At 59.2% G+C, this 19,210-nt stretch carries 21 protein-coding genes and 2 pseudogenes; 7 read left to right on the forward strand and 16 right to left on the reverse strand.

The features are described 5' to 3' along the window. Positions 1–142 precede the first annotated feature (142 nt). The 8 genes from ACCC96_RS17835 to ACCC96_RS17870 all read right to left on the reverse strand — a co-directional run bounded on the left by ACCC96_RS17835 (position 143) and on the right by ACCC96_RS17870 (position 7,477). Positions 143–739, reverse strand: coding sequence for a cysteine dioxygenase (locus tag ACCC96_RS17835; protein WP_413696465.1), 597 nt, complete (start codon positions 737–739; stop codon positions 143–145). A 17-nt stretch (positions 740–756) separates the two neighbouring features. Beyond that, positions 757–1,593, reverse strand: coding sequence for an amino acid ABC transporter ATP-binding protein (locus ACCC96_RS17840; RefSeq protein WP_413696466.1), 837 nt, complete (start codon positions 1,591–1,593; stop codon positions 757–759). Continuing rightward, on the reverse strand, positions 1,580–2,368 hold the full coding sequence (locus ACCC96_RS17845; protein ID WP_413696467.1) for an amino acid ABC transporter permease: 789 nt from the start codon (positions 2,366–2,368) through the stop codon (positions 1,580–1,582). The genes ACCC96_RS17840 and ACCC96_RS17845 overlap by 14 nt, the downstream gene beginning before the upstream one ends. After that, a complete protein-coding gene (locus tag ACCC96_RS17850) occupies positions 2,358–3,092 on the reverse strand; it encodes an amino acid ABC transporter permease (protein WP_019648695.1) in 735 nt (244 codons plus the stop codon). The genes ACCC96_RS17845 and ACCC96_RS17850 overlap by 11 nt, the downstream gene beginning before the upstream one ends. Beyond that, on the reverse strand, positions 3,089–4,300 hold the full coding sequence (locus ACCC96_RS17855) for an aminotransferase class I/II-fold pyridoxal phosphate-dependent enzyme (RefSeq protein ID WP_413696468.1): 1,212 nt from the start codon (positions 4,298–4,300) through the stop codon (positions 3,089–3,091). Before ACCC96_RS17855 ends, ACCC96_RS17850 begins: the two co-directional genes overlap by 4 nt. Continuing rightward, on the reverse strand, positions 4,297–5,721 hold the full coding sequence (locus ACCC96_RS17860) for an FAD-binding oxidoreductase (RefSeq protein WP_258668827.1): 1,425 nt from the start codon (positions 5,719–5,721) through the stop codon (positions 4,297–4,299). The genes ACCC96_RS17855 and ACCC96_RS17860 overlap by 4 nt, the downstream gene beginning before the upstream one ends. Further along, positions 5,718–6,569: a transporter substrate-binding domain-containing protein gene (locus ACCC96_RS17865; RefSeq protein WP_413696469.1), complete on the reverse strand. Its 852-nt coding sequence runs from the start codon at positions 6,567–6,569 to the stop codon at positions 5,718–5,720. The genes ACCC96_RS17860 and ACCC96_RS17865 overlap by 4 nt, the downstream gene beginning before the upstream one ends. Before the next feature lie 65 nt (positions 6,570–6,634). Further along, the gene (locus ACCC96_RS17870; RefSeq protein WP_413696470.1) at positions 6,635–7,477 is read right to left on the reverse strand and encodes a transporter substrate-binding domain-containing protein; all 843 of its coding nucleotides are present in this window, start codon (positions 7,475–7,477) and stop codon (positions 6,635–6,637) included. Positions 7,478–7,717: 240 nt separating this feature from the next. Here ACCC96_RS17870 and ACCC96_RS17875 point away from each other — a divergent pair, with 240 nt between their 5' ends. The 3 genes from ACCC96_RS17875 to ACCC96_RS17885 all read left to right on the forward strand — a co-directional run bounded on the left by ACCC96_RS17875 (position 7,718) and on the right by ACCC96_RS17885 (position 9,502). Next, the gene (locus ACCC96_RS17875; protein ID WP_413696471.1) at positions 7,718–8,578 is read left to right on the forward strand and encodes a LysR substrate-binding domain-containing protein; all 861 of its coding nucleotides are present in this window, start codon (positions 7,718–7,720) and stop codon (positions 8,576–8,578) included. A gap of 118 nt (positions 8,579–8,696) precedes the next feature. Next, positions 8,697–8,858 carry a hypothetical protein gene (locus tag ACCC96_RS17880; RefSeq protein WP_413696472.1) on the forward strand — a complete coding sequence of 54 codons (162 nt, stop codon included), beginning with the start codon at positions 8,697–8,699 and terminating at the stop codon, positions 8,856–8,858. Continuing rightward, entirely contained in the window at positions 8,855–9,502 is a 648-nt protein-coding gene (locus tag ACCC96_RS17885; RefSeq protein WP_258668832.1) for a helix-turn-helix domain-containing protein, read from the forward strand. Before ACCC96_RS17880 ends, ACCC96_RS17885 begins: the two co-directional genes overlap by 4 nt. A gap of 255 nt (positions 9,503–9,757) precedes the next feature. Here ACCC96_RS17885 and ACCC96_RS17890 read toward each other — a convergent pair whose 3' ends face one another. The 3 genes from ACCC96_RS17890 to ACCC96_RS17900 form a co-directional block, all read right to left on the reverse strand. Continuing rightward, entirely contained in the window at positions 9,758–10,264 is a 507-nt protein-coding gene (locus ACCC96_RS17890) for a hypothetical protein (protein WP_413696473.1), read from the reverse strand. 294 nt (positions 10,265–10,558) lie between these two features. Continuing rightward, a complete protein-coding gene (locus ACCC96_RS17895) occupies positions 10,559–11,773 on the reverse strand; it encodes a diaminopropionate ammonia-lyase (protein ID WP_413696474.1) in 1,215 nt (404 codons plus the stop codon). Positions 11,774–11,848: 75 nt separating this feature from the next. Beyond that, complete coding sequence (locus ACCC96_RS17900) at positions 11,849–13,114, reverse strand: Zn-dependent hydrolase (RefSeq protein WP_413696475.1); 1,266 nt, start codon at positions 13,112–13,114, stop codon at positions 11,849–11,851. A 150-nt stretch (positions 13,115–13,264) separates the two neighbouring features. Between ACCC96_RS17900 and ACCC96_RS17905 the strand changes: the two genes are divergently transcribed. Continuing rightward, entirely contained in the window at positions 13,265–13,732 is a 468-nt protein-coding gene (locus tag ACCC96_RS17905) for an Lrp/AsnC family transcriptional regulator (protein WP_019648684.1), read from the forward strand. Between the two features lie 20 nt (positions 13,733–13,752). Here ACCC96_RS17905 and ACCC96_RS17910 read toward each other — a convergent pair whose 3' ends face one another. Next, positions 13,753–14,394: an FMN-dependent NADH-azoreductase gene (locus tag ACCC96_RS17910; RefSeq protein ID WP_413696476.1), complete on the reverse strand. Its 642-nt coding sequence runs from the start codon at positions 14,392–14,394 to the stop codon at positions 13,753–13,755. A gap of 103 nt (positions 14,395–14,497) precedes the next feature. Here ACCC96_RS17910 and ACCC96_RS17915 point away from each other — a divergent pair, with 103 nt between their 5' ends. The 3 genes from ACCC96_RS17915 to ACCC96_RS17925 all read left to right on the forward strand — a co-directional run bounded on the left by ACCC96_RS17915 (position 14,498) and on the right by ACCC96_RS17925 (position 16,475). Further along, entirely contained in the window at positions 14,498–15,352 is an 855-nt protein-coding gene (locus ACCC96_RS17915) for a LysR substrate-binding domain-containing protein (RefSeq protein WP_413696477.1), read from the forward strand. A gap of 47 nt (positions 15,353–15,399) precedes the next feature. After that, complete coding sequence (locus tag ACCC96_RS17920) at positions 15,400–15,825, forward strand: GNAT family N-acetyltransferase (RefSeq protein WP_413696478.1); 426 nt, start codon at positions 15,400–15,402, stop codon at positions 15,823–15,825. A gap of 167 nt (positions 15,826–15,992) precedes the next feature. Next, positions 15,993–16,475: a GNAT family N-acetyltransferase gene (locus tag ACCC96_RS17925; protein WP_413696508.1), complete on the forward strand. Its 483-nt coding sequence runs from the start codon at positions 15,993–15,995 to the stop codon at positions 16,473–16,475. A 105-nt stretch (positions 16,476–16,580) separates the two neighbouring features. Here the strand turns inward: ACCC96_RS17925 and ACCC96_RS17930 are convergent. The 4 genes and pseudogenes from ACCC96_RS17930 to ACCC96_RS17945 all read right to left on the reverse strand — a co-directional run. Next, positions 16,581–16,910, reverse strand: a pseudogene (locus tag ACCC96_RS17930) (DUF4158 domain-containing protein); the annotation flags it as partial. A 3-nt stretch (positions 16,911–16,913) separates the two neighbouring features. Continuing rightward, positions 16,914–17,153 (reverse strand): annotated as a pseudogene (locus tag ACCC96_RS17935) (recombinase family protein); the annotation flags it as partial. 55 nt (positions 17,154–17,208) lie between these two features. Continuing rightward, positions 17,209–17,577 (reverse strand): hypothetical protein, encoded by a 369-nt coding sequence (locus tag ACCC96_RS17940; RefSeq protein WP_413696479.1) that lies wholly within the window; start codon positions 17,575–17,577, stop codon positions 17,209–17,211. A gap of 57 nt (positions 17,578–17,634) precedes the next feature. Then, the gene (locus tag ACCC96_RS17945; protein ID WP_413696480.1) at positions 17,635–19,155 is read right to left on the reverse strand and encodes a DUF1566 domain-containing protein; all 1,521 of its coding nucleotides are present in this window, start codon (positions 19,153–19,155) and stop codon (positions 17,635–17,637) included. Positions 19,156–19,210: the final 55 nt, after the last annotated feature.

Genomic DNA, 19,210 nt, shown 5'->3' on the forward strand with positions numbered 1-19,210 from the left:
AGCAGTTCTTTGTTTGGGGCCGCTTCGCGGCCCAGCGGGAGCAAGCTCCCTCGCCACAGGTTATTCATTGCTCGGCCTATCGCTTAAATGCCTGGTATCAGGGCCCGAGCACTCGTTGGCCGCGATTTCCCGGCAAGATCAATCATGCGTAGGCCTTGATCGACGGCGCCATTTGCGAGGCGTTGTAATTGAGAATGCGCCCGTCGGCCTCGACCCCGTAGCGGCCGTTGAGCGATTCCAGCGGCAAACCGTACAGGTGGAAATGCAGGGTCGGCTGCTCGCCTTCGACACGGATGCCATGCAGGTCTTCACCGAGAAACGAGATCGACGTGCCGGGTTGCACGATCACTTCTTTTTCCAGGTGCAACGTGGTGAACCCGGGCTCGCGGCCCTCGTCATCACGGGTGTAGACGTAGTTGATTTCCTGGCCTTCGATGGCGCTGATGATCGCCCAGGTTTCGTGGTTGTGAGGGATGGTGCTTTTGCCCGGCAACAATGAGTTGAGGTACAACGTCGGCGTGTCGCCATCGTCGTTCAGACGGTAGCGAAACGCGGTGCTGCCCTGCCCCGGCACTGGCGCCGGGAACGTGTCGAAATTGAACAGATCGCGACGCTCGGCAAGGGTTTCGAGCAAGGCGACGATCTCCGTCAACGCGGCACGGTCGACGCCACGCTGATGGATGACGCGGATTTTCTTGAGGAAATCCTCGATGACGGCGGCACGGTTATCGGTACTCATGAACAGACTCCTCGGTATTAGACGGACAGGCTGTAGCGGCTCAGGTTACTCAACAGATACGGATCGTTGGCGACACGGGGACGGCGTCCCGGATCGCCCAGGGCGTGACGCAGAAACTCCTGGGTCCGCTCGCTGGTGGGGTGCTGGAAAATCTGCTCGGCACTGCCGTGTTCGACGATCACCCCGTTTTCGGTGAAGTAGACGATGTCGCTGATCTCTTCGGCGAAGCGCATTTCGTGGGTCACCAGCACGCAGGTCATGCCCTCTTCAGTGAGTTCGCGAATCACCGTCAGCACCTCGCCAACGGTTTCCGGATCGAGGGCAGAAGTCACCTCATCGAACAGAATCAGTTCCGGGCGCATCGCCAACGCCCGGGCAATCGCCACCCGCTGTTGCTGACCGCCGGAGAGTTGCCCCGGATAAGCATCGGCCTTGTGCTCCATGCGCACTTTGGCCAGCAAGGCGCGGGCGTCTTTCTCGGCCTCGGCGCGATTGCGCCCCAGCACTTTGCGGGGGGCGATCACCAGGTTCTCCAGCACCGACAAATGCGGGAACAGGTTGTACTGCTGGAACACAAACCCCACACGCTTGCGTAACTCGATGCGCTGGGTTTCCTGGGCCAGGGTGTGAACCTCAGTGCTGCCGACGCGGATGGTGCCGCGTTGGGGCTGCAACAAACCGGTGATGCAGCGCAGGATCGTCGACTTGCCGGAACCGGATGGGCCGATGATCGACACGGCCTGGCCGCGGTGCACGTCGAGGTCGATGCCCTTGAGCACCGGGTTACTGCCAAACGACAGGTGCAGGTCGCGCAGGCTGACCAGAGGCTCGGCGACGGTTTCAGTAGAAGGCATAACGTCGCTCCAGGCGTTGGGTGAGTCGGGAAATCGGGTAGCAATAAGCAAAGAACAGCACCAACAGGCTCAGGTAAATCACCACGGTGAAGCCGGTGAGGTTCACCGTGTTGCTAGCGATTTGCGCGGTGTCGATCACGTCATGCACGCCCACTAAAGACGCCAGTGCGGTGCCCATGGTGATCACCGCGTAGAGGTTCATCCACGGCGGCAACATGCGCTTGAAGCACTGCGGCAGGATGATCGAACGAAAAATCTGCCCGCGAGTGAAGGCCAGGGATCGCGCCGCTTCCCATTGGGTACTGGGGATCGAGGCGACGGCGCCACGGAATATCTCCGCAACGTTGGCGCTCGCCGGCAACGCCAGGCCAATCGTGACCTTGACCCAATCCGGGAACGAGACATAAGTGCTGCCGATGTGGATCTCGAACGGGAACACATAAGTGGTGAAATAGATCAGCGCCAGCCACGGTGCGTTGCGAAAAATCTGCACCCAGATCCGCGCCGGCAAGCGCAGCAGCCACAACGGCGACAACGCCAGGGCACCGACCAACAATCCCAGCAACGAGCCCAGCCCGATCGCCACCAGACTGATCAGAATGTTCTGGCCAAACCCGGCGACCAAGGCCGGCGACCATTGCAACAAAGCCTTGAATACCGGACTGTGCGGCACGAAATACACCAACCAGAGCACGCTACCCACCAACAGCAGCAACTTGCCGCCATGCCGACGCGGCCAGGCCAACGGCGCGGTGACGGACGATTCAATGGCCATAGCCGGGCATCCTCAGGCGCGCTTCGAGCAGGCGACCCACACAATTGACGGTAAAACTCAGCAGGCCGAAAAACGTCAGGATCAGAATCATCAGCTCCAACACGTTATCGCTCTGGGTCCAGATCATGATCGCCGCGTAGGTGATATCGCCGACGGCGATGGCCGAGGCGACGGCGGTCATTTTCACCAGGTCGATCAGATTGTTGATCAGCGACGGCAAGGCAAAACGCAAGGCCAGCGGCAGTTGCACATTCCACAACAACTGGCGACTGCTGAACGCCAGCGAACTGGCCGCCTCGATTGTTACCGCCGGCACCGCTTCGATCCCGGCGCGCAAGGCTTCGGCATGAAACGCGCCTTTGTGCAGCGAAATCACGATCACCACCCAGGCGAACGGCGTCAGCGGGTTGGCCGCGCCGACGGCCTGAGTCAGCAGCATATTCAGCACCAGAAATGCGCAATACAGCTGCACCAGCGTCGGCGTGTTGCGGGTGACTTCGACAAACACCCGCGCAGGTTTTGCCAGCCAGGGTTTGCCCGAGGTCAACATCGCCGCCAAACCGACGCCCGCCAACAGGCTGCCGACGATAGTGAAGAGGCACAGCAACACCGTGGTCAGCGCACCCTGCTCCAGGGTTCCGCGCTGATAAGCGTCCAGCAAAAAGCCGTAGTTCAGGCCGAACCCGGCGGCCCAGTGGACGAATAGTTCCAACAAATGACTCATGGTTCGCCCCGCAATTGCCTGCAGGCTTGAGCGATGCGGCGTCCGGCTTCGACTACGGTCTCGGTCGCCGTGGCAATGGACAGGCGAAACCACGGCGACAAGCCATAAGCGCTGCCCGCCACGCCGGCCACGCCCTCTTCCAGCAAATACGCGACGACGTCGGCATCGCTTTGCAGACGTCGACCGTCCGGGCGATAGCGCCCCAACAACCCGGCGCAGCGCACAAACACGAAGAAACCACCTTGAGGTTCGAGCACTTCAAGACCGTCCACTTCGCGTAAGGCGCTGACCAGTGAATCCCGGCGTTGTTGATAGGCCGCGACTTGCGACCGCAAGAAATCCAGTCCACCTTCGAATGCCGCCAATGCAGCGGCTTGTCCGACCGAGGAAGCGCCCGAGGTGGATTGCGATTGCACCACGGTCATGGCCTGGGTCAGCGCTTGCGGTCCGGCGCCGAAACCGATGCGCCAACCGGTCATGGCGTAGGTCTTGGACACCCCGCCCACCAGCAGGCAGCGCGCCTGCAAATCCGGCGCAACGTTGAGCAGGCTCTGGGCAGGCAAACCGTCGAAACGGATATGTTCGTAGAGCTCATCCAGCAGAATCAACGCGTGGGGATGGCGCCGCAGCACCTCGGCCAGGGCGCGCAGTTCGGCCGCGCTGTATACCGCGCCGCTGGGATTGCCGGGGCCGTTGAGGATCAGCCAGCGAGTCCGTTCGCCAATCCGTTGCTCCAATTGTTCGGCCGTCAGTTTGCAGCCCTGCGCCAGCCCGCATTCGATAAACACCGGCTCGCCGCCATTGAAGCGCACGCTGTCGGGGAACGACGGCCAGTACGGCGTTGGCACCAGCACCTGATCGCCGTCGTCGAGGGTGGCGGCAAAGGCATTGAAGATGATCTGTTTGGCACCGTTGCCAATCACGATCGATTCCAGCGGATAGTCCAGCTGGTTTTCCTGCTGGAGTTTGCGTTGCACCGCGATGCGCAAGGCCTTCACGCCCGGTGTCGGCGTGTACTTGGTGGCACCGGCGGCGATGGCGGCATAAGCGGCCTGCTTGATGTGCTCCGGGGTGTCAAAATCCGGCTCGCCGGTGGTCAGGTCGAGGATGTCGCGACCAGCCTCGCGCAATGCCGTGGCTTGAGATTTCGCGGCGGCATTGGCCGACAGCGAGACGTGCTGTACGCGTTTGGACAGACGAAGCGTCATGACTGACTCCCCTTCAAAACCTTGCCGGGGTTCAGCAGATTGTTCGGGTCCAGCGCTTGCTTGATCCGGCGCATCAGGTCGAGTTCCACCGGGCTTTTGTAGCGCCCGAGCATGTCCCGTTTGCGCTGGCCGACACCGTGCTCGGCGCTAATGGAGCCGCCGTGAGCGTGGGCGCTGTCGTGCACCAGTTGGCTGAGTGCTGCGTAATGGGCCATGTGCGCCTCGACCGTTGAGTTGTGCGGATGGGCTACGTTGTAATGCAGGTTACCGTCGCCCAGATGGCCGAAGGTGTAATGCCGCACACCAGGGAAATGGCGCTGCAACAGCGCATCGGTATGGGCGACAAATGCCACGACCTGGGAAATCGGCACCGAGATGTCGTGCTTCATGTTGCGACCGGCACGCTTCTGCGCCTCGCTCATGTTCTCGCGCAACAGCCAAAACGCCTGGCTCTGGGCGAGGCTTTCGGCGATCAGCGCATCGGCCAGCAGGCTCTGCTCGTAGGCCTCGCCCAGTACCTGTTCAAACGCTTCGCGGGCATGGCTTTCGCTGTGGTTATCGGACAATTCCAACAACGCGAACCAAGGCTGACGGGCACCGGAAAAGGGTTGTGGGCCTTCGGGAAATTGCTCGCGCAGCAACGCAAGGCACCCGGCACTGAGCAGTTCGAACGCGGTCAGGCTGGCACCAAAACCGGCGCGGGCATGGGACAGGAACGTCACCGTCTGGGCCAGCGAGTCGAAGGCCAACAGCGCTGTGGCCTGGGCCTTGGGCAACGGGAACAGTTTCAGGGTGGCGGCGGTGATGATGCCGAGGGTGCCTTCGCTGCCGATGAACAGGTCGCGCAAGTCGTAGCCGGTGTTGTCCTTGCGCAAACCGCGCAGGCCATTCCAGATGTCGCCCTGGGCGGTGACCACTTCCAGACCAAGGGTCAATTCGCGGGTATTGCCATAGCGCAGCACCGCCGTGCCACCGGCATTGGTGCCCAGATTGCCGCCAATGGTGCAGCTGCCTTCGGCGCCCAAGCTCAGCGGGAACAGGCGCCCGGCATCGCGGGCGACGCCCTGAATGGTGTGCAGAATGCAGCCCGCCTCGACGGTCAGGGTGTCGTTGTCGGTGTCCACTGCCCGAACGCGATTCATCCGGTCGAGCAGCAACAACACCGCGCGGCCACTGGCGTCCGGAGTCGCGCCGCCCATCAGCCCGGTGTTGCCGCCCTGCACCACCACCGGCGTATCGCAGGCCACGCACGCGCGCACCACCGCCGCAACTTCTTCGGTGCTTGCCGGGTGCACGGCAGCAATCACCTGCCCCACGTAACGGCCCTGTTTGTCGGTCAGGTACGGCGCGGCCTCTTCGCTGGTCTGCACATGACGGGCGCCGAGCAGTTGCTGCAAGGCCACGAACAACGGTCGACTCATGACCGCACTGCCAGCGGTGCCGCGTTGCGGTATTGCTCGTGCAGGTCACGTAAGGCTTGCGACGGCGCCATGCCGGTGCGTTCGCCCAATTCGATCAGCCAGCCGCTGCGGTGCCAGTCACGCACGATGGCATCCAGTTTCGCCTGGGTATCGTGCTCGCCCTTGCGCACCCAGATCACCGAGTTCGACGGGATCAAATCCCCCGGCAGCGGAATTTCATACCCGGCCCACTCGGCATCGCTCAATAAGGTATACATGGTCGGGCTGACATGCACCGCCGCCACGCAACCATTGCCGCGCAGCGACAACAGCGATTCGGACTGGCTGCGAAACGCCTTGATCTGCGCGCCATAGGTTTCCTGCAATGGCTTGATGAAGTTGCTGCCCTGGGACACGCACACCGGCTTGTCCTTCAAGTCACTCCACTGGGCGATACCCGCGCCCTTGCGAATCAACGCGGCGCCGCCGACCTCTTCATAGGGCGTGGGCACGTAATCGAGAATCTCGGCGCGTTCTTCGGTGAACTGCATATTGGCGATCAGGATGTCGACCTTGCCCTGTTGCAGGAACTGCACCCGGTTGGGTGCCAGCACCGAAACAGTCTGGGCCTCGACACCCAGCGCCTTGGCGATGCCCTTGGCCAGTTCGACGTTGTACCCCAGGTGTTCGCCGGTCTTGGGGTCGAGGGTGCCGAACGGCGGACCACTGAGCATCACCCCGACGCTGATCGCGTGGCGTTGTTCGATCTTGTCCAGCGTGGCATCGGCCTGAGCGAGGCTGGCGCCCAGCACGGCGCATCCTGCCAGGCACAGCATGGCCAGGCTTCTAGCGGAAAAATATCGGTTCATGCACGACTACCTTGAACGACCGCCGAATCCGTCGGCGGTCTATTGAAAACGATGAGGTGAACCGCTCAGGCGCCGTTGGCCTGGAACTGTTTCTGCAATTCAACCAAAGCCGGTGACGCGGGGGTGATGCGGTTGCGGGTCTGGGCGTCGATCAGCCAGCCGCTGCGGTGCAGTTCCTTGATGATGGGGTCGAGCCGAGCCTGGGTATCGCGTTCGCCAGGTCGGGTCCAGATCACCGAAGGGGCCGGGTTGAGCTCCGGACTCAGCGCGCGATAGCCCTGCCATTCGGCGTTGTCGGCGATCAACGGGTTGATCAGCGTGGCGTCATGCACCGCCGCGACACAGTTGTTGCCACGCAGCGCGAGCAAGGATTCCGACGAGCTCTTGAACGCCTTGATCTCCACACCCAGCTCTGTGAGCGGCTTGATGTAGCTGCTGCCCTGGGAGGTGCAGACGGGCTGGCCTTTGAGGTCTTCCCAACGGCTGATCTTGCTGTCCTTGAGCAGCGCCGCGGTGCCGCCGACACGGTAGAACGGCGTCGGCACAAAACCGAGAATCTCACCGCGCTCGGCGGTCCATTCCATGTTGGCGATCAACAAATCCACTTTGCCCTGCTGCAAAAACTGCACACGGTTGGCGGGCAATACCGGCACCAGTTGCACCTCGGCGCCCAACTGCCGGCCCAGTTCCTGAGCGAGGTCGACATTCAAGCCCCGTGGTTTCTGAGTACCCGGATCGATACTGCCGAAGGGGCCACCGGACAGTACGACCCCCACCGTCAGCACATGGCGTTGCTGGATCTTGTCCAGGGTGGCATCAGCCTGAGCCCCGGCACTGGCGGCCAATGAGATCAAGGCGCCCAGCATCACAGGCAACCATCGTTTTACAGGTGAGCGCTCAAGCAACATGGATTTCCCCTCATGGATGATCGGCGTTCCCCGACCTGATGAGGCGGCATCCTAGGTACAGTCCTGAAGTAACGGAAATTCAAATATCTAATATCGTTATAACTTACCGTATTGCTGCTAAGCGAAAATCCTCACAGCGCCCGTAGTTACCGCATTAACGCTAAAATATCGCCAAGAACACATAAACAAATGTAATGTTTATGTTTGCAGCCCTGATATAAAAACAGCCCGGAAATGGCCATGTCGACCTCACCTACCCTCGATCTCGAATTACTGCGCACCTTCATTGCCGTGGTCGATCACCACAGCTTCGCCGAGGCCGGCGCACAACTGGCCCGCACGCAATCGTCGGTCACCCAGCACATGCAACGTCTGGAACAACAAGTGGGGGTGAGTCTGTTCGAGAAGCGCGGGCGTCAGAAACAACTGACCGAAGCCGGCTTGCAGTTGTTGCGTCATGCGCGGCAGATGCTCTCGCTCAACGACGATGCGCTGAATTCCCTGCGCGAAAGCAACTTGAGCGGTGTGCTGCGGATCGGCTCGCCGCATGACATCGCCGACACCATCCTGCCGCCGATCCTCAGCCACATCGCCCGCTCGGCCCCGCGCTTGCGCCTGGAGATCGATGTCGGCCGCAGCCCGTTTCTGATGGATGACCTGCACCGGGGCAAGGTCGACATGGTGATCTCCACCCGCGAAGACCCGAGCCTCGAAGGCTTCGCCTTGCGCACCTCGCCGGTGTGGTGGATCTGCTCGGCACAGTACATTCATACGCCGGAAGAACCCTTGCCGCTGATTCTGGTGGATGAACCGAGTATCTATCGTCGCTACGCCCTGGAGGCGCTGGAGCGCGCGAATATTCCATGGCGCCAGGCGTACCTGGCGTCGAACCTGATCGGCATCAAGGCCGCAACGCGTGCCGGGCTGGGCGTCACGCCCAGAAGCATGGAAATGCTCGGCCCCGACATGCGTGTGCTCGGCGAAAACGATGGCCTGCCACGACTGCCGGACGTGACCTACCACTTGTGGATTCGGCCCAACACGGTGAATCCGCTGGTACGTCGGGCCTATGAGTTGATCAGGAGCAGTCGGGGGCTTTGACGCGGCCACGCATAAGAACAAAAGAGCATTAATAAATACAAAAACAGTATTTATAGTTATAAAAGTATCCGCGTACTCTCAGCTCATCCCGTCATTCATCACCACAGTGAAGTGCCCCATGAATCCGACTGACAACCTCATCGACTTCGCCAGCTACCGCAAACGCAAAAAGGCTCAGCAACGGGCACGGGCCATGTGGGAAATGTACGCACGCAACGCGGGTCTACAGGCCTTTCAGTGGGTCCAGGCCGCCCAGTCGACCGAGACCCGTCACGCATGAACGCGCAGCAACCCTCGCGCTTTCTGGTGAGCGCAGGCGAACCCGTGACGGACTTGAATAACCTCGAACAACTGGAAGAAGACCCGATCTGCGAGCGGGTCGCGCAGAACCTGCAACGGCTGCGGGGCAAGCGTCATCTATCCCTCGACGCCCTGGCCCGGCAATGCGGCGTGAGTCGGGCGATGCTGGCGCAGATCGAATCCGGACGCAGCGTGCCGTCGATTAAAGTGCTGTGCAAAATTGCCAAAGGCTTGAAGGTTTCGGTGGCGGCGTTTCTCGAGCACCGGGCTTTCGAAGGTGTGGCCGTGCTGTCGGCGAACCAGAGCAAACGCCTGGTCAGCGCCAGTGGCGCCTTCGTCAGCCGCGCGCTGTTTCCGTTCGACGTGGCACGCCAATCGGAATTCTACGAATTGCGTTTGAGCCCGTTGGGCGAAGACCACTCCGAGGGGCATGGTCCCGGTGTGCAGGAGAACCTGGTGGTGTCGCAGGGCGTACTGGAAATCAGCGTCAACGATGAACGCTACCTGCTGTCCACCGGCGACTCGATCCTGTTCTACGCCGACCAGCCCCACCGCTATCGCAACCCCGCCGACAGTGAGGCCGTGGCTTATCTGGTGGTGACCTACCCGGAACGCCTGGACTAAACACCGGAAAAAGCAATGAACATCCTATGTGGGCTTGTGTGGCGAGGGAGCTTGCTCCCGTTGGGTCGCGCAGCGGCCCCGGCATTTCAAAGTTAAACCGCATGTAAAGGATTTACGACCGCTTCGCAGCCGAGCGGGAGCAAGCTCCCTCGCCACACAAGCCCGCTCCCACAGGGGATCTGCGGTGTCTGATGGAATGAAAAAGCCCCCGCAACCGTCAGGTCGCGGGGGCTTTTAAATATCTGCTGCCAGGGATCAGCAGGTGCAGCACATCATTGGCATGCCGTTGCAGCTCATCATCATCGGCATGCTGCAATCGTTCATCATTTTCATCATCAGGGCGCAGCAGCTTTTCATCATGTCCGTGTTCATGCCGGCCATCGGCATGATTTTGCACATCATGCCGTCGGTCATCATGGTGCATTCCATCACGCACTTCATCGACGGCATCGGCATGCCCATCATGGGCATCATCATGTTCATCATTGGCATGGCCATGCTCGCCTGAGACATGCACATCATGCTCATGTTGCCGCAGTGCATTATCATCGGCATGCCGCAGTTCATCATCATCTGCATCATTTCAGCGCTGTTCTTGAACATCGTCATGTCCATGCCAGCGGCCGGCATCATTTTGCACATCATGCCGTCGTCCATCATTTCGCAGCTCATGGTCGCCATCATCATCGGCATGCCCATCATTGGCATCATCGGCATGTTGGCGTTCATCATCGGCATTGGCATCTGCATGGCGTTCATCATGGTGTAACTCCCTAAGCGATTCGATAGTTGGACGAAGCTGATGGGGGCGGATTCTAAGGACTGGCGAAGGGACGACAAGATGATGGCCGAGCAGCAGAAATTGATGTTGAAACCGCTTTAGTGCCGTGGCGGGGACACCGCTATCTGCTATAGCGCCCCCATGGAATTCATCGCAGACAGAATCGAAGCGAAGACGTGGTTTTATCGGTTATGGATATTCGACCCAGCGCTATATAAATAACCGAAAGAAATAATCGTTCTAAACAGCGCAGAGTTTTTTATCCGTACCAGGAGCTAGCAATGCTCGTGGATTCGCAACCAGGCCTGCTGGCGCTGTTGCACTGACTCAGCTGACTCGCCGACCAGCTCCTCATAGACAGCTGGCGCGGTAGCCCCCTCGGTGTTGATGATGAGCACTCTCGAATTCTTGTTCAGGCCGACCTTTTCGGCATCGGCAGGAACCCCCATGAGATTGATCAAACCAGCGAGCCCGGCGACGCCGGATTCTCCTCCGACAACAGGAACATCATTACCCGAGCCTGCAGCGAGCAGCCGCATTGCGCCTACCGCATCGCTGTCATTGATGAGCATGAAATGGTCAACGCTCTCACTCAGGAATTTCCATGCAAGCGGTGACGTTTCGCCACAGGCCAAACCTGCCATGACGGAATCCACGGAGCCGGTCGCATGGGCAGCCCGCCCCTTCAGCGCGCTTTGATAAAGGCAATCGGCCTGGACCGGCTCAACCATCACCAGGGTCGGGCGATCGGCGCCATAACGCTCCCAGAAGTAACTGACCAAACCTGCCGCCAGACCCCCTACTCCGCCTTGCACAAAGATATGCGTGAACGGTTCTGACGCCTCGATGATTTCGGCGGCGATCGTGCCATAGCCTTGCATGACATCGCGCGGAATCACTTCGTAGCCTTCATACGAGGTGTCGGAGACAACCTGCCACTGGTTCTCTCTGGCCAACGTCGCGGCACGCTCGACCGACTCGTCGTAGTTGCCAGTAATGCGGACAATCTCTGCACCATAAGCGGCAATGGCTTGCTCGCGCTCAACACTCACGTTGGCATGAAGGACGATAACGCACCGACAGCCAACACTTTGTGCCGCAGCCGCCAGTGCTCGTCCGTGGTTACCGTCGGTTGCACTGATCGCCGTAAAGATGCCGAGCTGGTCCCGGTACTCACCCGCGAGCAACGCTTGAGAATTAAAGTTCTTTTGCGGGAACAATCGCAAAATCAACCGCACCAGGGCAATCGGCGCGCCCAATGCCTTGAAGCTACCCAGCGGTGAGCGAACCGACTCATCTTTCACGCAGATTTGCCCGACATTAAGCTGCTTCGCCAGATCATCAAGATCCCACAGCGGCGTCGCTGTAACGCTGAGTTGATCCCATGTCGAAAGCCAGCGACGACTCTCTTCAGCCTGCTTGATGCTCATGATGTGTTGAAGTGACTCTGGGTACGCTTCGTGTGTGGCGTTCGGGTTGGAAAAAAGCATAAAACCTCCAATGTCAGGCAAAGAGATACCACCGCCGGGTCTTGAAAACAGGCGTCGTGTGTTGCAGCGAAAAAGTTATCGGGTGGTAGCGAGTCGTCGAGCAACCACGTCCAGCAGTACCTGAGCGCCCTTGATCAGTTGATCTTCATCGGTGTGCTCCCGAGGGTTATGGCTGATGCCGCCCTTGCTTGGCACAAAGATCATCGCGGATGGCGCAACGCGCGCGATCATCTGAGCATCATGCCCTGCCCCGGAAGTCATGCGTCGATGGGTGAAGCCGAAACGCCTGGCGCTGTCTTCGATGACCTGCGCCAATTCGGAGTCGAACACGACCGGCTGAAATCTCACCAGCTGCTCGGTGGAAACCCGTACGCCCTCACGCTCTGCGATGTTGGCGAGGAATCGGGATAAACGTGTCTCAGCCGCTTGCAAACGAGCCTCGTCGGGATCACGCAGGTCGACCGTAAACGTCGATTTGCGAGGAATGACGTTAATGACATTGGGTTCAAATTGCATGCAGCCAACGGTCGCCAAGGTAGTACCACCCGACTCACTGGCGATCTCGCGCAAGTGATTCACCACCGCGCTTGCGCAATAACCGGCATCGTGACGCAAATGAGTGGGCGTGGTGCCCGCGTGGTTGGCGTTGCCCTGAATCGTCACCTGCTGCCACGAAATCCCCTGGAGATTTTCGACCACACCGATCAGCGTTGACTCGGCTTCCAGGATGGGGCCCTGTTCAATGTGAAGCTCCACATATTCGTGCGGAATCAGCGCGCCTGGTTCCATATCCCCAGCGTAACCGATACGGATGAGCTCATCGCCAAGACGGGTTCCGTCCGTCCCGATGGTGTTGAGCGCTTCGTCGACACTCATACCACCGGCAAAAACCAGCGAGCCCATCATGTCCGGCTGGTAACGCACACCCTCTTCATTGGTGAACGCGCCGACCGTGATTGAGCGCTCAGGCGTTACGCCAGCGGCACGGAAAGCACGAATGACAGCGAGCCCCGCGAGAACCCCATAACACCCATCCAAAGCACCGGCGTTTGTCACGGTGTCGATGTGCGAGCCCATCATGAAAGGCGCCTCTGTGCCGTCATCGGTGCTTGAGCGGAGGGTTCCAAACACATTGCCGATGCGATCGACTTTGACGTCTAGGCCCAACTCATTCATCCAGCAGACGAGCTGATCACGGCCCTCCCTCTCGGCATCAGTCAGCGCAATTCGGGTACGCCCTCCGTCCTTGAGGTCAACACCGATCTGGCCCAGCGTCGCGAGTTGCTCCAGGAGCTTTGGCCCGTCCAGGTTTAATCCGTCATTGGCGCTTGCAACACTCATCAAACTTCTCCGTGACGCGGGATGCCCTTGGCGGGCTTTCGTAAATATTAATTCAATGAGATGCTCCATAAATTGACAATTTCGTAGTGCATACGCACTTCTGTTGCAAATATTGGCGCCTCATCGAAATAAAATTACCAGGATGCAGAAATGACGCTCGACGAGTTCGACATCAAGTTGCTGATTGAAATACAGCAAGATGCAACGCTCTCTCAGATTGAACTGGGCAAACGGGTTTCGTTGTCTTCCGCAGCCGTCAACCGCCGCCTGAAACGCCTGAATGACGAGGGCGTTATCAAGAAGACCATCGCAGTGATCGAACCAGCAGCCATGGGGCATCCGCTGACGATCATTGCTGAGGTCGAGGTCGAGAGCGAGCGGATAGATTTGCTGGATGCCATGAAGCAAAGCTTTGCCGCATGCCCTCAAGTGCAACAGTGTTACTACGTCGCGGGCGAGTGGGACTTTGTGCTGATCCTCGCGGTCAGGAGCATGCAGCAGTACACCGACCTGACCCGCGAGTTGTTCTTTGAGAACAATAACGTCAAACGATTCAAAACCCTTGTTTCGATGAGCACCGTGAAGCTGGGTTTGAATATCCCATTGGGCGTTGAATAACTTACGGTGCAGTGGAAGCGTCAGCGACCAAGACTATCCGCCAGTCCCCTGGCCTGCTGAGTTGCGGCCTCACGCGCATTGAGGTCAACGTCTTCCCCCAGGATGGTTTTCTCTACAATCACCGAATGCACATCCGTCACACCGATAAATTTCAGCCAGGCTTCCACGTAGGGCTTCTGGAAGTCGAAGCGCTCTGCCGGCGTGATCGATTGCGCCGAAAAATCCAGGCCACGGGCGTACATCACCACGGCGGTTTTGTCGTGCAGCATGCCTTCCAGACCGCGCTCTGGATCGAAGCTGAACAGGATGTCTTTCTGCGACACCAGGTCGATAAAGTGCTTGAGTTTGTACGGGATGCTGAAATTCCACAGCGGAACGGACATCACCAACACATCCGCGCTGTGCAAATGCGCGGCCAGATCCTTCAAGGTGTTCCAGGCGTCTTCTTGCCCCGGGGTCAAGGGCGTGCCGTTGAGTCCGGCGTATTTGGCCTCCATGGCCAGATCATTGAATTCCGGCAACGCCATGTTCCAAAGGTCGAGGGTGATGATTTCGGTGTCCGGGGTGTTTTCCAGATAGCGCGCAATGAAGCTGCGGGCGACTTCAAGGGAGGCCGAGCGCTGTTTGCGCGGGGAACATTCGATATGCAGAAGAGTAGCCATGGCACGCCTCGGGTAGTGGGAGATGGGGGCGATGAACATTGCAACATAGTTTTATTTAGAATATAAATCACAAATAAATCATCTATTAATCACAGACCAAACTATGTTCGATGCTCTGCTGCTCAAGACATTTGTCACGGTCGTCGATGAAGAAGGCTTCAGCCGTGCAGCCGAGAAGCTGCACCTGACCCAGTCTGCGGTCAGTGGGCACGTGCGGCGACTGGAAGAACAGATTGGTAAACCGCTGTTGAAGCGTACTACCCGTTCCCAGCAACTGACGCCCGATGGCGAACGCCTGGTGGCTTATGCACGCACCATCCTCGCGCTGAACCGTGATGCGTGGGCAGAACTGACACGCACGCCGTTTCACGGGCGACTGCGGATCGGGGTATCCGAAGACTTTGTCGAATCGCGATTAATGCGGACTTTTCAGGATTTCGCGGCGCAGTACCCGGGGATGGAGATCGACGTGCAGGTGGGCATTCCGGGCACGTTGCTGGCCTCGATGAAACAAGGGCATCTGGAACTGGTCATCGGTTCTCTGTGCGAAACCAGCGACACGGGGCTGCTGCTGTGGCAAGAACCACTGGTGTGGGCCTGGTCGGCGCAACCCGTCACCCAGTTACCGACGCCGTTGCCGCTGGCCCTGTTCCCCGAGCCGTGCCCTTATCGCGAGGTAGCCCTGACGCAGCTGGCTCGGGCAGGGATCGCCCAACGAACGGCGATGTTGTGCAGCAGCGCGGCCGGATTGCGAGCAGCGGCACTGGCTGGCTTTGCGATAGCGCCCATGCCAGTCAGCCAGTTGGGGCAAGGGTTGGCGGTTCTTGGCGCAGAACAAGGGTTGCCGGACTTGCCCGATGCGCAGTTTCGGTTGTTTAGCGCTCCTGAAGCGGATCAGGCGATTGTGGCAGCGGTCACTCAACTCATTGTGGAGTATTGCTCCACGCGCAGGACTTAAGAATCATACCTTGTCGACCCAATTACTCACTGCTCAGGGAGAGCGCCATGTCTGTAGAAATCCAGCTTTCGGAAAATGCGACTGAAGCAGAGCGACTAGGCATTTTGACCCCATTGCTGGCCCATAACCTGGCCAACGGTGGAGACGACGCCCATGAAACTTTTGCTCTGTTGCTACGAGACGCTGACAGTAATGAAGTTATTGGTGGGCTGTACGGCAAGGTCTCTTATCGATGGCTGCTCATCGATCTTGTCAGCGTTCCCGAGTCAATGCGTGGTCAGGGCATCGGAGAACGGCTAATGCGCATGGCTGAAGAAGTTGCGCAGAAAAAACACTGCATTGGTATCTGGCTGGAGACCTTCAGCTTTCAGGCTCCCGGTTTCTATCGAAAGCTTGGTTACTCCGAATTCGGACGCCTGGCAGACTATCCACCGGGACATACCCGGCTCTATTACCAGAAGTCGTTGTGCTGACCGCGCATTGGATCTTGGGCCGATAGCTGTGCTTCGTACTGTCCGCCATGGGCTGTGGATTTCGGTCAGTCATGACACACCGGAATCGGCTATGAAATATCCTCCCCGCTATGAGACAAAGACCGGGAGTCTGCGGAGCACCAATACATCAAGGAGAATTGCACATCATGGATGAAGCCATTACGTACCGAACGGCAACCGTAGAGGATGCACTGACCATTTGTGAACTCGGCCAATTGCTTAACGCGGTACATCACGCTGCCCGTCCCGATATTTATACTGCTGCTACCCAGGATTTTTCGCGCGACCTTCCTCACTGGATGAGTTTTTTCGAGAAACCGGGTCAGGTTGTATTCATTGCGAATGTCGCTCACCAAGCCGCAGCCTTCATTTCTGCCAGCCTGTCGACAAGCTCCGGACCGCTGATGCAACCGCTGGCTATTGTTCGAATCGGGTCGGTTTGCGTAGCCGAGCAATTTTGGGGAAAAGGCATTGGTCGAACCTTGGTAAAACTCGTTCAAAACTGGGCAATCGAGCACAACGCCCAAGACATAAGGCTGTCTGTATGGGCGTTCAATGCACGTGCTACGCGTATGTACACAGAGTTGGGGTTCGAAACCCGTGCATTCGAAATGGGAATGCGCGTGTAAGGGTGATTCCCTCCAACGTGAAAAAGAACTTTGAGCTACAGCTTTGGGTCGATTTCGGTTAGTCGCGACAGGCAGCAATCGGCCAGAAGCGGACATCCGTGACGTGTAGGTGCGCAGTTCCTGGGCGTGCTCTCGGCGGGTCACGTCGCGCTCGCCGTACTTCGCCCAGCTCGTCGGCTCGGCCTGGACCTGCTTGGCCACCCACTGGATCACCGATTCAGGGAGGTCCCTGTCGGTACCCAGCGCATAGCCGGGGTAGCGCAGCAGGCAAAGCTGCACCGCAAAGCCCAGGCGGTTGGCATCGCCACGCCGCTGGCGGATCAGCGACAGATCGGAGTCGTTGAAGGTGTAATAACGAATCAGGTCATCCTGACTCTCCGGCAGCGCAAGCAGGGTGTCCCGCTCCGTTGCCGAGAGGATCGAGCGACGCGGCATGGATCAGTCATCCGTGCGGAGGTACTGGTAGAGTGTTTCCCGGCTGATGTTGAGCTCGCGGGCCAGTTGTGCCTTGGGCTCGCCGGCCGCCGCCCTGCGCCGCAGGGTAACAGCCTGCTCGTCGGACAGGGCTTTCTTGCGGCCTCGGTAGGCACCGCGTTGTTTGGCCAGGGCGATGCCCTCGCGTTGCCGTTCACGGATCAGGGCGCGCTCGAACTCGGCGAAGGCACCCATCACCGGTAGTCGCCGGCGCCGTTGCGTGTGGCGATGCAAGTGCTGGTGCGTAGCTGACGCCGTTTCACCAGTCCATCGGGTAATGCTCGATCCTGCAAGGGTGGCTGTTGCCGTCGCCTTTGCAGATGCCATCCAGGTACTGGTAACGCATCCTTACCCATTGGCCGGACGCAGGCCAGAGCTTACGCGGGATCATACTTTGCCAGTCGGCGCTCTCCGGCTCGAAGGTGATCACCGTTCCTGTCTTCGGGCACTGAGCGCCTGCGGGGTCAGCCTTAACTGACGCCACACGGCCCTGGAGTTCGGGGTAGGGATGCTTCCCCCTCGCGGTGATCTCTACTTCTAACTTACAGACCTGCCAGCTGGAAGCCTGCGTGGAGCTTGCCAAGATCGACGCCATAACCCCTACAACAGCTATGATAATGCTTTTCACGGATATTCTTGTGCCCATAGGAATATATGGAAACGCGTGGTCACTGGAGATCGCACTTCACTCACGTACAAGTCGGACCTCAAGGTTCAAAACGAGCGGCTCGCAGGTAGTGTTGCCGTCGCGCCACAACACCCAGACCCTGACCCATGAACTGCTGTCCCGCGTCTCGGAGCCACCGTTGCAGACGGTAGAAGTCCAATAGCCCTCGTGCAGCGGCGATGTTCCGGACGCCGGGAAATCGGCAGCGGGTATGTTCACTATATTGAACCAACGCTCTGCAAGGCTGTTGACTTCTTTGATGGTGGGCAGGCGCCAGCCTGGTTGCGCGCTGGCGTCTACTAAGGCTCGCAGGTAGCGGTAGCGAACAGGCATCCCGATGCAGCGCTGGCCGCTCCATACTTGAGGCTCCTGACAGCGGCGCCACACCAGGCCGGTGTGGCGGTCTTCAACCACGCCGCCGGGCACGCCGCGTTCGTCGGCTACTGCGCGATAGCGCCCTGCCTCCGGAGCTTCGGGGCCGCGCACCAAGCGAACAAACAACGGCGCAGTGTCGCTTGTCATCCTGCGGTGGCACCTGTTGACAGATCCGGAGTCGAAGCTTACGCACCATATGCGGGTCATATCGGCAGGCTCGGAGGTCATGTAATTCCCCGACACGGTGTTGGGAAACCATTGCACATCGACGGCCGCCTCTTGGGGCCTTTTATCGGCCAGTACATTGATCAGTTCGTCCATATCGATCAAGCCCTGCAGCTCAGCCACCGTGGGCAGGCGCCAATCGGTAAAGCCGCACAGCCGCATCGTATTCACCTGTGCCACATAAGCCATGGCGTCACCCGGCCGTCCATCGCCATGGTAAGAATAAGCGTCGGTATTGGCCCGGCTTCCTGGTGTCGGCTGGTTGTGCGGTCCGTAGGTATTGACCAGCGAGCTATAGCCCAGGTCGGGCGGGCCAATCGGCCTACGTATGAACGCAGGTCTGCCGCTATCTGGCTTGCCCTCCCAGACCAATCCGGACACCCGATCCCGCACGCACGAGCTCAAAGGTTGGCCAGCCACCGTCTCGTAGTCGGGACGGCCTGCACGCAACATGCCGTCCTGTTTTGGTACTAAGGTCAGCGGCCCAGAAGCTGTACACGATTGAGGCGCCGGAGTTTGGCCTTGCTGCCACCCCAGGCATACGCGCGCTCCGGTGGGCGGCACCCTCATTGTTATCTGTTCTGCGGTGCTTGCTGACGGCTGCGCAGCGGCAGACACCGCGCCCAGCCCAAGCATGAAGATCACTGTGGCTGCGACACGCACCACGGTCATCGCGCTGGATTTCTGTTCGGATCGAAGTCGATTTCGGAAAGCCACCACTCCGGAAGCACGAACCATGGCGCAGAGCGCTCGGGGCTTGGGAGGGTACCGCGTACTGGCGAGATTGCTGCGGACTTGAAGGTCGGCCTCATGCATTGTACTTGTTCTTCCATCGGGCACATATGCTCGTGTAATGCCACCTGGGGCGCCATCGGGAGTATCCAGCAACTGCAAGCGCTTTTCTAGGTATCGTAAGGTCGAACAACTTCGATCATCCATTGTGAACACTATCCCTAGTCGATCGATTAGAACCTGGCCAGGTTGGCTTACGAGA

Origin of the sequence: Pseudomonas sp. Pseusp11, from assembly GCF_047304405.1 — a bacterium.
Taxonomy (GTDB): domain Bacteria; phylum Pseudomonadota; class Gammaproteobacteria; order Pseudomonadales; family Pseudomonadaceae; genus Aquipseudomonas.